The sequence below is a fragment of the Leucobacter chromiireducens genome (genome assembly GCF_003917135.1).
Taxonomy (GTDB): domain Bacteria; phylum Actinomycetota; class Actinomycetes; order Actinomycetales; family Microbacteriaceae; genus Leucobacter; species Leucobacter chromiireducens_A.
In genome coordinates, this window is the sequence record NZ_RPDI01000045.1 from 1 (window position 1) to 14,392 (window position 14,392).

Sequence of the window (14,392 nt, forward strand, 5' to 3'; positions counted from 1 at the left end):
GGCACACGCTGGCGCTAAGTCACACCTGACACGGGTCCACACGCGCGGGCGCAGGGGCACACGCCGCTGCGCCCGCGCGTGTATTCAGGAGGACGTCGGCAGTGTCTGCTGCGCCGTCGTGCTTTCCCCGGCCACCAGCGTATGCCCCACGTCGACGATGATCGGCGCCGTCGGCGACTGTCGGGAGCCCATACGTTCAAGAAGTACGCGACCGGCTTCCTCTCCAATTCGGCGGCTCGGCACCAGCATGGTCGTGAGCTTCGGCATGAGATGCTGGCCGATATCAAAGCCACCGAAACCAGTGATTCCCAGCGTCCCCGGGATCGAAACGCCAGCACGCACCGCTTCAAGCACCGCACCAGAGGCGAACACATCACTGGCAAACATGATCACGTCTGCGTTCGGGATCTCCGCTCGCGCCTGCTGGAACAGCGTTCTGCCGGCGTCCATGCTGACACCGGCAGAACCCGAGTCAAGAATCCGCACAGGAACCTGCGGGTACAAGCGACGCATTCCATCCTCAAACGCGGCGCGGCGCCGGAGCGCGCGAACGTCACCGCCGGTGAACTGACCGGCGAGCACAGGGAAGCGGTAGCCGAGCTCGTGAACGTGCTCAATCAGCGCGCTCATGGCGGCGTAGTTCGAGAATCCGACGACTGAGTCCACAGGGTGCTGCGTCAGTTCCCATGATTCGACGACCGGCACTTGAGCAGCGCTGAGGAGCGCCTGGGCACCCGGAGTGTGCTCCGTGCCCATCAGCACGATCCCGTCGGGCCGACGGCCGAGGAAGGCGCGGAGCATCTCCTCTTCCTGCTGCAGGCTGTAATCAGTGGTCCCGATGAAGAGATGGTAGCCGTGTGGTGCGAGCACGGATTCAAGTCCCTGCACCGTCTCAGCGAACACCGACACCGAAATCGCGGGGATGAGCACCGCGATCGTGTTGCTGCGGTTGGAGGCGAGGTGGCTCGCGGCGAGATTCGGGACATACCCGGTCGCTCGGATCGATGACTGCACGCGCTCGAGCGTGTCCGCCGAGACTACGCCGGGCTGGCGGATTGCGCGAGACACGGTTTGCGGTGAAACACCCGCGTGATCAGCCACCTCGGCAAGTGTCACGCTGCGGGTCGAACGTCGACTCGTCCGCTTCCCATCCTCAGGCTGCATCACTCACCTCAGCAATTCCCTCCTCGCGAGGTTCCGCATCAGCGCACCTACTCCGAATTCCCAGGGCGGGCAGTCCTCACTGTGCGACACCCTGTTCACCAGTGTCCCCAGTGTAGGCGACGAGATTCGCACAGTGTCACCGACACGATGAGTGAATCCGGCACCGGGCTCGCCGCGGTCCTCGGTCGGCGCGAACAGCGTCCCCAGATAGAGCGCCGCACCATCCGGGTACTGGTGTTGCGGCCCCAGCAGCTGCGCCACCAGGTCCGCCGGATCTCGGCTGATCAGACTCATGTCAGACTCAGCCGAGAGCGTGAATCCGTCGTCGCCGTCGACACGGAGCCGCACACTCGCGCTGCGCACATCGTCCAGACCGAAGCCGGCGTCGAAGAGTCGAATGAACGGGCCGAGCGCGCCCGACGCATTGTTGTCCTTCGCCTTCGGGAGCAGGAGCGCGCTCCGCCCCTCAACATCGCGCAGGTTGAGATCGTTGCCGAGGGTCGCGCCAAGAATCCGCCCCGCCGGGTCGACGATCAGCGCGATCTCCGGCTCGGGATTGTTCCACGCCGAGCTCGAAAGCACACCGATACTGTCGCCTGTGCCGACCGATGCGAGCACCGGGCACTTCGTGAAGATTTCGGCGTCTGGCCCGATCCCCACTTCGAGGTACTGGCTCCACAGACCTTGCTCGATCAGGTATTCCTTCAGCCGGGCTGCGTCCTGCGACCCCGGCTCGATCGAGCGCAGGTCGCCACCAATCACCTCAAGTACCTGCGCGCGGACTTGGTCCGCGACTGCCGCGTTGCCACGGGCACGTTCCTCGATCACCCGTTCGATCATGGACACCGCGAATGTCACACCGGCGGCCTTCACACACTGCAGGTCGACCGGGGAGAGGAAGCGCACCGCATCGCGTTCGCCCCGCATCGTGGCAGCAAGGATCGACTCCGCGGAGCCCAGCACCGGCGCGTCCGCCGCTGCGGCACGCGCCGTCGCCGCCGGGTCGGACTCCAGCATGAGATCGCTGACCGTGGGGAAGGCGCCGGAAAGATCACGCACCTCACTCGCGGTAACCAGCACGGGGCTCGGGCCCGCTACCGTCGGATCCCACGCGCGTCCGATGAGCGTCGCCGCTTCATGGTCCTGCGGCAGAGTCTCTTCAAGGCCGATTGGCCATGTTGCTGCATTCATCGTTGTGCTCTCTCTTTCGATCGCGCTCCCCCTCGGGAAATCGCGGCTTGGTCCTGGGGTCAGCGGCCAACGAAGGTGCCGGCGCGACGTTCCCCAAATGCGCTGCGCCCCTCGGCAGCGTCCTCGGTAGCGAACGTGATCGTCTGCAGATCACGCTCATACGCCAGTGCCTGATCCTGAGGCATGTTGTACGCGGCGCGAATGTTCGCCTTTGCGGTTTCGACGGCGATCGGCGGCCGCGACGCGATCACCGCCGCCAGCTCCCGAGCGCGCGGAAGGAGCGCGTCCGGTGCCAGCACTTCGCTCACGATCCCCCAGCGCAGGGCGGTCTCGGCGTCGATCATGTCCCCGGTCATGGTCATCACCGCGGCGTTGCTTGGGCCGGCTGCGGCGCAGAGGAACGCGCTCATACCACCCCCGCCAATCCAGCCAAGCTTCACCTCGGGCGCAGCGAACTTCGCGGTCTCTGAGGCGAGGCGAATGTCGCAGATCAGCGAGGTCTCCAACCCTCCTCCGAGCGCGTAGCCGTTGATCGCCGCGATGATCGGCTTTCGCAGGCGGTGCAGCGCGTCACAGTAGTCCATTCGGTTCCGGAACTCCCAGGGCGTCGAATACCCATCCAGCGTGCCAATGTCGCTCCCGGCGCAGAACGCTCGTTCCCCCGCACCCGTCAGGATCACGACCCTGACCTCGCGATCGTGGTTCGCTGCAGCAGCAATACGTTCGAGCGTGGCGGACATGTCTGGGGTCACGGCGTTCAGTTTGTCGGGCCGCTGCAGCGTGATCGTGAGCACCGAGTCACCGAGCGCGACGCCGATGTTGTCCGTCGCGAGGGCGGTGATGTCATTCATAGTGTTCCTTCGGGTGAGATGGCACGGGAGTCTCGCGCCAGTATTTCCAACTGTGCAATAGCATCGGCAGGCTCAAGATGTCCGTCGAGGACGTCGCGCACCATCGCCGATCCGGTCTGTTGCGCATCGGGAAACCCGGCGTACCGCGGTCGAAGCCGTGCAGCCTCGATCGTCGCCAGCGTCGCGGAGTAGAACGATCCGGCCGCGAGATCAGTCTCGGGGTCTTCCCAGGCGACCCTCGCCGCTGGCTGCCCCGCGAACTCTGGCACCACTCGGCGCTGGGTGCTCTCGGCGACAAGCCACCGGAGGTACTCGCGGAGCGAGTCAGTCACGACGGCCCCTCGACTCACCGCAACTCCCGTACCACCGATAATCGACCCGGGGGGCCCATCCGCGGTCATCCGGGGCGCGTCTCCGAACGCAATGGGGGCGGCGCGCTCGGGAAGCGCATAGTTGACGTAGCCGTAGACCAGCGGAACGTAGGCCAACGGGTCGTCCGAGCCAACCCGCTCAAGCAGCGCGATCGGGTTGAGCCCCGCATAGCCGCGCGGCGCCCGCTCGTTGACGCTCATGAGCACATCGAACGCGGTGCGCGCGGTGCTCGGGTCAAGCCAAGCCTCGCCCGGAGTGTCGACGGGCGGGCGCCCGAGGGCCGCGGCGATCGAGAACAGGCTGAGGAGTGCGTGCGGCCCAGCGAGGCTGAGCGCCACAGGGACCTCGCCCGCGAGTCGCTCGACGTCCTCCCAGCTGCGCGGGGCCGCGCCGATGAATCGCGGATCACGCGCGCTGACCTGAGTCGCAGCATCGATCGGCAACGCCCAGGTGCGCCCCTCGAGCTGATAGGACTCGAGTGAGGGTCCCACCGAGCGCGTGCGGAACGCTGGGCTCTCCGACCCGAACACGGTATCGAGCGACTGCAGCGCCCCTGCGGCGAGCGCGTCACCGAGGTGTGGGTGATCGAGCACCACGAGGTCGTAGCGAGCGCAGAGGTCGGCGATCGGGTGCGCTTCAAACCCCTCAAGCGGCTGCGACTCCCAGACAACGTCGACACCGCGCTCCCGCCAGAGCACGGCCGCGGCCTCGAGCCACACTCGGCCTCGCGGGTGGTCCCAGGTCAGCCCTCGGTACTGTGCCATGGCGCTACTCGTCCGTGCTGTCGAGCTGAGCCACGGTCCCGGCGGCGATGAGCCGCTCGACATCGGGCAGCGGGACACCGATTCCCGTCAGGATCTCACGGCTGTGCTCCCCCGTCTGCGGCGCACCACGGTACACGGCGGGCGGGGTCCGCGAGAAGCGATACGGGAACCCGGGGGTCTTCACGAGCCCCTCGGTGGGGTGCTCGTACTCGACGAATGTCTCGTTGTGCGCAATCTGCGGGTCGTTGACGAGGTCCGCATAGGTGTACACGGGCCCGGCCCACACCCCTCGCTCGGCAAACATTTCCAGCCATTCAGCGCTGGTGCGCTCCTCGAGGGCGCGCGCGGTGCGCGCGAACAGTTCGTCGCGCATGTTCCAGGCCGCGTGTTCGTCGTCGAGTCCGCGGAGGGAGTCATCGCCGAACAGCTCAGCGAGCACGTCCAACGAGGGGAAGGCGAGCACAATGTAGCCATCCTGGGTGCGGAACGAACCGTACGGGGAGCGAATGTACACGTGCGCGTGCGGCTGCGCGCTCCGAGTCTGCGGCACGCCGCCCACCGTAAACACCGAGAGTTCTTGCATCTGCAGCGTCGTGATCGCGTCGAGCATGTTGACCGTGACGAGCTGCCCTTCTCCCGTTCGTTCCCGGTGCAGGAGGGCAGCAAGTACCCCTTCGAACGCGGTGGAAGCGGTGACCGCGTCAGCGAGATACTGCCCGGCTGCCTGCGGGGGCTGCCCGACCGCGCCGGTGGAGAGCATGGCACCAGACATTGCCTGCAGCAGCAAGTCCTGGCCCGGTCGGTCCCGGTAGGGGCCATCCTCGCCATACCCCGAAATCGACACGTACACGAGCGCTGGGTTGATCGCGCGAAGTGACTCGTAGTCGACGCCGAGCCGCTTCGCGACTCCTGGCCGGTAGTTCTGGAGGAACACATCAGATTCCTTGACGAGTTGGTAGAGGAGCTGCTGCCCGTCCTCGTCCTTCAGATTCAGTGCCAGGGAGCGTTTGTTCCGATTGAGCGACAGGAACGACACGTTGATCTTGTTGCCCGTCACCCCTCCCGCGGGGGTGTGCCGCTGCCACTCACCCGTCGTCGGCTCGACCTTCACCACGTCGGCGCCGAGGTCGCCGAGGCGCTGCGCCGCGAAGGGGCCCGCCATCGCAATTGAACAATCGAGCACGCGATAGCCGCTCAGCACACCGTCTGGGGTGGTCATGCGGATTCCTCATTTCTAGAGATTGACTGCACACGAGTTCGTGCGTCAGCGGTGGCATCAACGCCGTCGAGCAGCGTGATCGCAGTGCGATAGCGCCGCGTCTCGCCGTGTTCAAGCCAGGTCATCGACCCGTCTGCTCGGGCGGCCGCTTCACCAGCAACGTGGTGCGTTGAGGGTTCCAGCCCAACGCCGTACTGTCCTTCGCGGAGGTTCTGCCACTCGAAGAAGTTCGGCATCGCGTTCGCGTCCCACGCGAGTTCGACCCCGAACTGCCCGTCACCGCGGAGCAGCGCGACTCGGTGCTGCCCGTCGTCTCCAACGGCGAGCTCGTGCTCCCACACCTGCTCAACGAAGTGCCTCGTCGGCGCGACCAAACGGTCGAACGGCGCCCCTTGGGCGGCCACCGAGTCCGACTGCCACAGGTGCCGCGTGACCGCCCCGTGGAACTCGCTCTCCTCGTCGACGATCGGCCACCCGATGTTGATGTGGTAGAGAAACATGTGCGGCGTGCGCTCGAAGCCCAGGTTTTCAACGACGTCGTCGATGCGGAACCCGGTCCCGAATACGTCCACCTCGATTGTGCGTCTCAGCCGGAGGTGCTCTCCGAACGAGGTCGCTTGTACGACCTCGCCCTGCACGCGCAGTACGCCCCCGTTTTCCTGCCAGTTCTCGTCGACGGAGAGCAATCGAGCCGGAAGTGAGCTCAGTCGGCCATGGAGGCCGTGCCGCACGGTCTGCTTCGGCGGGTAGTGGTAGTGCGAGGCGTCGTACTCGCCTCCGAAGAGGGCGTGATCAAGCCCTCCGCTCACGAGGAAACCGTCCAGTGTGCGGAGCCAGGCAAGCCCGTCTTCAGCCTCCACCTCGTGAAGCGCCGGGTGCCGGTACCCGTTGCCGGAGCGCCACGAGACCGGAACGCCGCGCAAGCGCACATCGCCGATGTCAAAGGCCCGGTCGATCAACACTTCGACCTCGAGTCCCTCGGCGTTGCGGATCTGCAGCGAGCGAACACCGCGCTCCTGGCCGTTTGAGCGCTGGACCTCTCGGATCTCGGCGAAAGCCGCGAGATCCCCGCTGCGGCGACGCAGCTCAGCCGTCGACAACCGCACCGCGTCGCTGAACCAGTTGCGCGTGTTCATTCCATCACCCATCCACCATCGACGTTGATTGTCTGCCCGGTCACAAACGACGAGTCCTCCCCCACGAGGAAGGAGACGACCGCAGCGAGTTCCTCGTTGCGTCCTCTGCGTTTGATCGACTGCTTCTCGATCACCGCCCGGTTGTAGCTTTCCGGGTCGCCGTTGATCTCCTCGGCTTTCGTGGGGAATGCGCCGGGAGAGACCGCGTTGACCCGCACGCCGGTTGGGCCGAGTTCACGTGCGAGCGAGCGGGTGAGCCCGACCGCCGCACCCTTGGTGGAGACATAGCTCACCAGGTGTTCCCAGCCCCCGTGGAACGTGATCGAGCCGATGCTGACGATGGCGCCCCGACCGCGGGGCACCATTCGCTGCGCCGCGGCCTGCGCCCCGGCGAAGTAGGCGGTCTGGTTCACGCGCACCACGTCCTCGTACTCCGAGAGCGGAATCTCAAGGAACGGGGTGGCGGGATAGATCGCCGCGTTGTTCACCAACGCTTCGACTGGACCGAGCGCTCGCTCGACGGTCGACACCGCCGCGTCAATCGCGGAGGTATCGCGAAGGTCGAGCTCAACCACGAGATTCGGAATCCCGTGTTCGTCGAGCAGCGCCGCCGTTTCATCGAGCGAGGCGCGGCCGCGGCCGACGATGCCAACAGCGAACCCGTCCTGTCCGAGCCGCAGGGCGATCGCTCGCCCGAGGGCGCCCCCCGCGCCGGTCACAATCGCCGAGCGGGGAGCGCGATCTGCAGCCGTTGCCATCGTTAGACGCCCTGCCGCTTCAGCACCTCGCGAATGAACTCCTTCGCCCTGGGCACATCGGACTCGTCGAGGTGCTCGATGATGAGCGGCACGTTCGGGTTGCGCTCGGCGAGGCGGCGCACGTAGAGGTCGTAGTCGAGCGAACCGAGGCCCGCGGCCGGCAGCTCAATCTCGCCGACGCCTCGGAACGTGTGCGACGCGAGCGCCTCATCGTCACCGATGTCCGCGTGCTTCTCGCTCTTGTCCTCGCCCGCGCGCTTGACATCCTTCGCGTGCGCGATGCGCACGCGGTCGCCAAGCGTGTCAAACACCTCGTTGAGCACACCCGCCTGATCATCGATGTTCGTCGCGTCGAAGTAGTTCGTCGGGTCCATCAGCAACTCAAGGCCGGGGTGGTTGATGTCGTTGAACACCCGGGAGGTCTCACGCACCGAGCCGATCACGTTGTTGACGTAGGTCTCGAGCAGGAACGTCGCACCGTGATCCCATGCTTCCTGCGCGAGCTCGGTGAGCACCGAGCGCACCTGCTCGTACGCGTCCTCGCTGCGGTTGTGCGGATCGTGATCCCACTCGCTCTCCGGGTTGAACGTGCCGGACTCACTGATCACGTAGGGCGTGCCGAAATCTCGTGCGCTCCGGATGATCTCCTTCAAACGCTCAACGTTTGAGCGGCGCTTGTCGAGGTCAGGGTGGACGATGTTCGTGTACCCGGAGATCGCGCAGATCGGCGCGTCATGGTCACGGAACGTATCCTGGACCCGCTTCGCCTTCTCCTTGGTGATCTGCCCGGAGGAGAGATCGATGTCCTTGAAGTGCAGATCAAGCTGGACTGCGTTCAGCCCCAGGTCCTGAATCTTCTGTGCGGTGGTCTCGAGGTCGTAGGGAAAGTAGCCCGAGAAAATGCCGATCTGAATCATGGTGGAATTGCTCCTTTGCGTTCCTATTACTTGGTGTTGGTGGTTGGTGCGAGGTCAAACTCGTCGAGCCGAACCGCGCGATGCTCCGCGAGGGATCGGTACCCAGCCTCGATGAGTGCCATCGTTCGAACGTTGTCCGCGACGGTCAGCGCTGGCTCCGTCCCGGTCTCGACTGAGTGCTGCAGTTGCTCCATGACGCCGGCGAAGGCGTGTGGGAACCAGTGGGTCTCCCATTCGGGGGCCACCCACTCCCCGTTCGTTTCGCTGGTGGATGCGTAGCTGATTGTCGACGGCTTGCCGTTCGGCCAGCCGATGGTGCCGGTCGCGACACCCTCGGTGCCCTCGACTCGCCACGAGATGAAGAAGTCGGAGTTGAACCCCTCCTCGCGCGGGCCGCCCCACACGTCCTCACGCGAAACCGCGAGCACGCCATTCTCGAACGACAGCGTTGAGGCGACGATTCCGTCGGTGTGCGCGAACTCGGTGCGCGGGTCCGGACGCCCAGCGGTGTAGATCTCAACGGGGTCGCCGAACAGGTAGCGCAGCGCGTCAAGGTGATGCACGCTCATGTTCGCGAGCGTGAGTCGGTCATACTCGGCGAGAAAGGTCTGCCAATGCGGCACCGCGTGCATGTCGATCGCCGCGAAGACCGGCTGCCCGAGCGCCCCGCGATCCAGGAGCTGCTTGAGCGACCGAATCGACTGGTCGTAGCGCATGTTCTGATTGACGGAGAGCAGCTTTCCTGCCGCGGCCGCCTCGTCACGCAGCGCAATCGCCTCCACCAAGGACAGCGCGAGCGGCTTCTGCGCCAGCACTGCACGGACGTGCGGCTGCGCGAGCGCGAGCCTGATCAGTTCCGGCTGCTGGTCCGGCGGGAATGCGATGTCAACGATCTCGACCCGCGGATCAAGAATGAGATCGCGCGGGGTCTCGTGCACGGTCTCGATCCCGTAGCGCTCCGCCACCGCCGCCGCACGTGAGCGTGTGCGTGAGGCGATGGCTACCACGGGAAACCCGGCCTGGCGGTATGCCTCAAGATGCTGATCCGCCATGATCGCCCCCGCACCGATGACACCGATCCGGTGAGACCTCGTACGAATTGGCGCATCCGGCTCGAGGCGGAGCGTTTCCGCTGATGTCATGTGCACTTCCTCCTTGAAGTTGCGCCGTTTGGCGCCGCGACCATCATTTCAGACTCGTTATGTTAGCGCTCTTGGCAGCGCTACCATTTTGATGTTAGTGTCGCCAGCAGCGTTCGTCAACACAAGCTCGAAACCTCGCTGAAACAGGCTGGGAACTCGTTCTCGCGGGCGCAACACTTCGCAGTTTGATTTCAAAGGAGAAAGCATGCAGCACTCACACACCGTCGCGCGCGGCATCGGAATCGCCGCCGTCACGGCACTCACCATCGGCCTTGCCGCCTGCAGCTCTGCGCCCGCCGCTGGCGGAGGCGAGGCGGCAGCGGGTTCTGACACAGAGAAGTTTGTGATCGGCTTCCAGCAGCCGCTCGGCGGACAGGCGTGGCGCGAAACCGGCCTCGCGGCGATGCAGGCACTCGCGGCGCGAGACTACGCCGATACCGTCGAACTGAAGATCGTCCGCACCAACGACAACGACGCCGCACAGCAGAACGCCGCGATCCAGAACCTCATCGCGGAGGGGGTCGACGCGATTCTGTTTGACCCGGCATCCGCGACCGGCGCCGACGCGGCAATCACCCAGGCGAAGGCCGCCGGGATCCCCGTCTTTGCGAACGGCGGCCCGTACGACAACGAGTACGTCTACACCGTCTCAACGGATTGGGCCAGCGCCGGAAAGACCGGGGCGGAGTGGCTCGTGTCACAGCTCGGGGATTCGAAGAACGTCGTCGTGCTCGAAGGTGTGGCTGGCGTCCCGCTGAACGACACGTCGATGCCAGCGGTCAAGGAGGTGCTCGAGGCCGGCGGCGTCACGATCGTCGCGGAGGGGGCAAACGGCTGGAACGAAGCCGACGCGCAGCAGACCATGGCACAGATCCTGCAGTCACACCCCGACGTTGACGGAGTGTACTCGTTCCTCACCGGCGGCCAGGGCGTCCCCGCGGCGTTCGCTGACGCGAACATCGATTTCGTGCCGGTCGTTGGCGGATCTGGCTACAACGCAGAGGCGTGCACCCTGGTCGACAACGCGGACGCTGGGCTCACCGGAAACATGGTCTTCGGACACCCAGCGATCTACGCGAAGGGCCTGGAACAGGCGGTGCAGCTCCTCCAGGGGGAGAGCATCGAGCAGGAGCAGTTCTTCCCGCCCGCGGAGATCACCACCGAGAACGCGGCGGAGTTCTGCCAGCCTGACATGCCCGACAACTTCCAGCTCGGATACGACTTCCCAGGGCTCAACATCACCCTCGATGAGTACCTCGAGTTCGCGAAGCAGTAGCGGGACGAAGAGCGGAAGCATCACCATGTCGCAGCAGACCGGTACGGTCGACGCCACCCCGTCGGCGTCGACCGTCCGTCCTGCCCCACTCGTCGTGGCGCAGGACCTCCACAAGTCGTACGGCCCCGTCCAGGCGGTGACCGGAGTGAGCTTCACGTGCCTCCCCGGCGAGGTACACGCGCTCGTCGGAGAGAACGGGGCCGGCAAGAGCACCGTCTCGAAGATGCTCTCCGGCGCCGTGGTCCCCACGAGCGGAAGCATCACCATCGATGGGCGGGAGCTCCACGGCGGAAGCATTGCCCGCGCACGCAATCTCGGAATTGCGTGCGCATACCAGGAGATCGCCCTCGTCCCCGAGTGGACCGTGGCCGAGAATCTGGCGCTCCCCGAGGCGAAGACCTCCGGCGCGTACTCGCCCGCACGGGCGTTGAAGCGCGCCACTGAGATCCTCGAGCACCTGCAGCTCCCGCACATCGACCCGCACGCGCGGCTCGGCACCCTGCTCCTCGCGGATCGTCAGCTCGTAGAGATTGCCCGCGCGATCGCCGCACGGCCGAAACTCCTCATCCTCGACGAGGCGTCGAGCGCGCTCACTCCCCCTGGCGTGGAGTGGCTGTTCGACCGCATCCGGGAAATGACCAGCGCGGGCAGCGCGGTCATCTACGTCACGCATCGACTTCAAGAGCTGCAGGTGATCGCTGACCGCGGCACCGTGCTGCGCGACGGCGCTCCCGTCGGCACCTTCGCCCGCGGCGAGTGGAACGAGGACGAGCTCATCTCGATGATGGCTGGGAGGGAAACGCAGAAGCAGTTCCCGCCCGCGCCCAGGGTCGCACCGGATGCCCCCGTGGCGCTTGAGGTGGAGGGCCTCAATTCGGCCCGCCTCACTGATGTGTCTCTCCGCGTGAAAGCCGGCGAGATTCTCGGCATCGGTGGCCTCCAAGGACAGGGTCAGACCGAGCTCCTCCGCGCGCTGTTCGGCGCGGTTCCTGCGAGCGCGGAGAAGTGGGAAGTCGCCGGTTCGCCGGTGCGAGCGCTGACCCCGCGCCGGGCGGTGAAGGCGGGCATCGGCTATGTGCCAGAGGATCGCAAAACGGAGGGGCTCGCGCTTGAGCTCGGGGTCGGAGAGAACCTCTTTGCGCCCTGGCTCTCACTCTGGGGTCCTGGCGGCTCGGTGCAACTGCGCAACGAGCGCGGCTGGGTCGACAGTGTCCTCTCGGCGCTCAGCGTTCGCACGCGCGGACCGCTCGAGCCTGCTGGCGCACTGTCCGGCGGGAATCAGCAGAAGCTCGTGTTCGGTCGCTGGATGGACCGGGACCGGCGCGCGCTCATCTTGCACGACCCAACTCGCGGCATTGACGTGCGCGCGAAACAGGAGCTGTACCGCGCGATGATCTCGCTGGCGGAGTCTGGCGTCGCGATCGTGTGGTTCTCCAGCGAAGTCGAAGAGCTCGTGCACATGTGCAACCGGGTCGCCGTGCTGTATCGCGGCGGCGTCGTCCAAGAACTCGCAGGAACCGAGATTACCGCCGACGCCGTCGTTGGCGCAGCGGTAGGAATGGCGGAACACTCATGACCACCGGAACCATCTTTGCGCCGGTCGCACCGCGCAGAGGACTCCCCATCTGGGTGCAGCGCTCGCTCCACGAGGGCGCAGCACCCCCGTTGATCGCGTTCGTTATCTTCATCGGGGTGTACCTTGCCGTCAACCCGAGTCTGCTCACCCGGTTCCAGCTGCAGTCAGCTGCGAACCTCGTCGTGCCGCTCGCAATCGCGGCCCTCGCGCAGCTGATCATCGTGCTCATCGGGGGCATCGACATTTCCATCGGCGCCGTCATCAGCCTGTGCAACGTGGTGTTCGCGACTAGCCTGGCGCAGCTTCCCGGCCCGATCGCACTCCTCATCGCGGTACTCATCGGCGCGGCCTGCGGCCTGTTCAACGGCCTGCTCGTTGCGTTCGGCGGCCTCCCGGCGATCGCGGTGACGCTCGCCAGCACCTTCATCATCGGGGCGATCGCGCGCACAGTCCTCGACCGTCCTGGCGGCGCACTCAGCGAGACGGTGTTCAACGTGACGAGCGGCGAGGCGCTCCCGTTCGTCCCCATGGCCATCGTGTGGCTCGTGCTCATCGGCGTCGGGGTGTGGGTCGTGCTGCAGCGCACCACCTTCGGCCGCCAGATCTACGGGGTTGGCTCGAACAGGGACGCGGTGCAGGCCGCTGGCATCAACGCGCGGCTTGCGATCCTCGGCGCATTCATTCTCTCTGGGGTCCTCGCCTCGTTCGCCGCGGTCATCCTCGCGGGATCCACCATGACCGGTGATCCGCGGAGCGGCGATCCCTATCTCTTGACCTCGATCGCGGCCGTCGCGCTGTCCGGCGCGAGCTTCGCCGGCGGGCGAGGGTCGGTACTCGGGGCAATCGCAGCGGCGATCACGCTCGGACTCGTAGGGAACTTGCTCTTCTTCGCCGGAATTAACTCGTACTGGCAGTACATCATCAACGCGCTCATCATCTTTGCGGTCGTTGCGATCCCCGTACTCGTTCGCATCGTCACCACTCGAAAGTCACTCTCGAAGGGCGGATCTCATGTCTAAGACCCAGACCCAGACCCAAACCCCGGCCCAGTCGGTCACGGGAACCGTCGATTCCCGGCGATCCTTGCGGGAATCACTGCGCCGCGTTCCCACGAGCGCGTGGGTGTTCGCCGCGTTCCTCGCCCTGTTCCTGGTGAGCGGTGCGATTCGCCCGAGTCTCTTCACCCTCGATGGGTTCATCACCACCGTGACGTTCGCGTCGATCCTGGCCATCGCGTCGTTCGGACAGACCATCGCGGTGATTCAGGGTGGCATCGATCTCTCCGTCCCCAACACCATCGCGTTCGCCGCGCTCTCGTTCCTCACCTGGAACGCGAGCCTCGGACCGGTGCTCGCGCTCATCGCGTCGCTTGCGGCCGCGGCCGTGATCGGGTTCGTCAACGGCTACATCATCGCAAAGATCGGTCTCACGCCGATCGTCACAACGATTGCGATGAACGGTCTCCTCTTCGGCGTGCTCCTCCTCAATTTCAGCCTCTCCGAGCTCACCAACGTTCCGGAGTTCCTGAAGTCGATCACCGCGACGAAGGTTCCCTTCCTCGGCTCCGCGATCGCCGCGGTCGTGCCGCTCGCGATCGTCCTCATGCTGGCGCTGCACGCGCTGCTGCGGTGGACTGGATGGGGCCGCTCGCTGTTTCTGGTCGGCTCGTCCGAGGACACCGCAAAGCTCGCCGGCCAGCCCGTTGCACGGATCCGGATCACGGGGTACATGCTGAGCAGCGTCCTCGCCGGGTTCGCCGGCATCGTGATCGTCGGCTACTACAACCAGGCCGAGACGATGATGGGTGCACCGTACCTCCTGAGCTCCGTCGCCGCGGTCGTTGTCGGCGGCGCGTCGATCTTCGGCGGGCGGGGCTCGGTGCTCGGCACCTTCGCCGGTGCACTCGTGCTGGGGCAGGTCGCCACGCTTGTCGTCGTATTCAACCTCGGTGTCGCGGTGCAGGACATGGTGTACGGCGCAATCATCCTGGTGGTGGTCGCGCTCTACGGCCGTTCCCGCTCCCGAT

General features: G+C 65.7%; 13 protein-coding genes. 4 read left to right on the plus strand and 9 right to left on the minus strand.

Features of this window, described 5'->3' with window-relative positions; translation table 11 throughout:
• Positions 1-84 precede the first annotated feature (84 nt).
• From EGM46_RS13670 to EGM46_RS13710, 9 genes are all read right to left on the minus strand, one after another.
• Positions 85-1,101 carry a LacI family DNA-binding transcriptional regulator gene (locus EGM46_RS13670; RefSeq protein WP_206427588.1) on the minus strand — a complete coding sequence of 339 codons (1,017 nt, stop codon included), beginning with the start codon at positions 1,099-1,101 and terminating at the stop codon, positions 85-87.
• Between the two features lie 66 nt (positions 1,102-1,167).
• Positions 1,168-2,355 carry a fumarylacetoacetate hydrolase family protein gene (locus EGM46_RS13675; protein ID WP_125100686.1) on the minus strand — a complete coding sequence of 396 codons (1,188 nt, stop codon included), beginning with the start codon at positions 2,353-2,355 and terminating at the stop codon, positions 1,168-1,170.
• A gap of 59 nt (positions 2,356-2,414) precedes the next feature.
• Positions 2,415-3,206 carry an enoyl-CoA hydratase/isomerase family protein gene (locus EGM46_RS13680; protein WP_125100687.1) on the minus strand — a complete coding sequence of 264 codons (792 nt, stop codon included), beginning with the start codon at positions 3,204-3,206 and terminating at the stop codon, positions 2,415-2,417.
• On the minus strand, positions 3,203-4,342 hold the full coding sequence (locus EGM46_RS13685) for a carbohydrate ABC transporter substrate-binding protein (protein ID WP_125100688.1): 1,140 nt from the start codon (positions 4,340-4,342) through the stop codon (positions 3,203-3,205). The genes EGM46_RS13680 and EGM46_RS13685 overlap by 4 nt, the downstream gene beginning before the upstream one ends.
• Positions 4,343-4,346: 4 nt before the next feature.
• Complete coding sequence (locus EGM46_RS13690) at positions 4,347-5,561, minus strand: CaiB/BaiF CoA transferase family protein (RefSeq protein ID WP_125100689.1); 1,215 nt, start codon at positions 5,559-5,561, stop codon at positions 4,347-4,349.
• Positions 5,558-6,697, minus strand: a complete 1,140-nt coding sequence (locus EGM46_RS13695) for an aldose 1-epimerase family protein (protein ID WP_125100690.1) — start codon at positions 6,695-6,697, stop codon at positions 5,558-5,560. Before EGM46_RS13695 ends, EGM46_RS13690 begins: the two co-directional genes overlap by 4 nt.
• Complete coding sequence (locus EGM46_RS13700) at positions 6,694-7,455, minus strand: SDR family NAD(P)-dependent oxidoreductase (RefSeq protein WP_125100691.1); 762 nt, start codon at positions 7,453-7,455, stop codon at positions 6,694-6,696. Before EGM46_RS13700 ends, EGM46_RS13695 begins: the two co-directional genes overlap by 4 nt.
• Positions 7,456-7,457: 2 nt before the next feature.
• Positions 7,458-8,372, minus strand: a complete 915-nt coding sequence (locus tag EGM46_RS13705) for a sugar phosphate isomerase/epimerase family protein (RefSeq protein WP_125100692.1) — start codon at positions 8,370-8,372, stop codon at positions 7,458-7,460.
• Between the two features lie 26 nt (positions 8,373-8,398).
• Positions 8,399-9,514: a Gfo/Idh/MocA family protein gene (locus EGM46_RS13710; RefSeq protein ID WP_125100693.1), complete on the minus strand. Its 1,116-nt coding sequence runs from the start codon at positions 9,512-9,514 to the stop codon at positions 8,399-8,401.
• Between the two features lie 205 nt (positions 9,515-9,719).
• On the opposite strand from EGM46_RS13710, the gene EGM46_RS13715 reads away from it, so the two are divergent.
• From EGM46_RS13715 to EGM46_RS13730, 4 genes are all read left to right on the plus strand, one after another.
• Positions 9,720-10,790 carry a substrate-binding domain-containing protein gene (locus EGM46_RS13715; protein ID WP_125100694.1) on the plus strand — a complete coding sequence of 357 codons (1,071 nt, stop codon included), beginning with the start codon at positions 9,720-9,722 and terminating at the stop codon, positions 10,788-10,790.
• A gap of 25 nt (positions 10,791-10,815) precedes the next feature.
• Positions 10,816-12,366 carry a sugar ABC transporter ATP-binding protein gene (locus EGM46_RS13720; protein ID WP_164512915.1) on the plus strand — a complete coding sequence of 517 codons (1,551 nt, stop codon included), beginning with the start codon at positions 10,816-10,818 and terminating at the stop codon, positions 12,364-12,366.
• Positions 12,363-13,385, plus strand: coding sequence for an ABC transporter permease (locus tag EGM46_RS13725; protein WP_125100696.1), 1,023 nt, complete (start codon positions 12,363-12,365; stop codon positions 13,383-13,385). The genes EGM46_RS13720 and EGM46_RS13725 overlap by 4 nt, the downstream gene beginning before the upstream one ends.
• Positions 13,378-14,392: ABC transporter permease (locus EGM46_RS13730; protein ID WP_164512916.1), on the plus strand; the 1,015-nt coding region annotated here is incomplete at its 3' end. The genes EGM46_RS13725 and EGM46_RS13730, both read left to right, overlap by 8 nt.

Excerpts from the sequence above, each read along its gene's own strand:
- EGM46_RS13675 (WP_125100686.1), bottom strand. The coding sequence starts at position 2,355 with ATGAATGCAGCAACATGGCCAATCGGCCTTGAAGAGACTCTGCCGCAG.
- EGM46_RS13680 (WP_125100687.1), bottom strand. The coding sequence starts at position 3,206 with ATGAATGACATCACCGCCCTCGCGACGGACAACATCGGCGTCGCGCTC.
- EGM46_RS13685 (WP_125100688.1), bottom strand. The coding sequence starts at position 4,342 with ATGGCACAGTACCGAGGGCTGACCTGGGACCACCCGCGAGGCCGAGTG.
- EGM46_RS13690 (WP_125100689.1), bottom strand. The coding sequence starts at position 5,561 with ATGACCACCCCAGACGGTGTGCTGAGCGGCTATCGCGTGCTCGATTGT.
- EGM46_RS13695 (WP_125100690.1), bottom strand. The coding sequence starts at position 6,697 with ATGAACACGCGCAACTGGTTCAGCGACGCGGTGCGGTTGTCGACGGCT.
- EGM46_RS13700 (WP_125100691.1), bottom strand. The coding sequence starts at position 7,455 with ATGGCAACGGCTGCAGATCGCGCTCCCCGCTCGGCGATTGTGACCGGC.
- EGM46_RS13705 (WP_125100692.1), bottom strand. The coding sequence starts at position 8,372 with ATGATTCAGATCGGCATTTTCTCGGGCTACTTTCCCTACGACCTCGAG.
- EGM46_RS13710 (WP_125100693.1), bottom strand. The coding sequence starts at position 9,514 with ATGACATCAGCGGAAACGCTCCGCCTCGAGCCGGATGCGCCAATTCGT.
- EGM46_RS13715 (WP_125100694.1), top strand. The coding sequence starts at position 9,720 with ATGCAGCACTCACACACCGTCGCGCGCGGCATCGGAATCGCCGCCGTC.
- EGM46_RS13720 (WP_164512915.1), top strand. The coding sequence starts at position 10,816 with ATGTCGCAGCAGACCGGTACGGTCGACGCCACCCCGTCGGCGTCGACC.
- EGM46_RS13725 (WP_125100696.1), top strand. The coding sequence starts at position 12,363 with ATGACCACCGGAACCATCTTTGCGCCGGTCGCACCGCGCAGAGGACTC.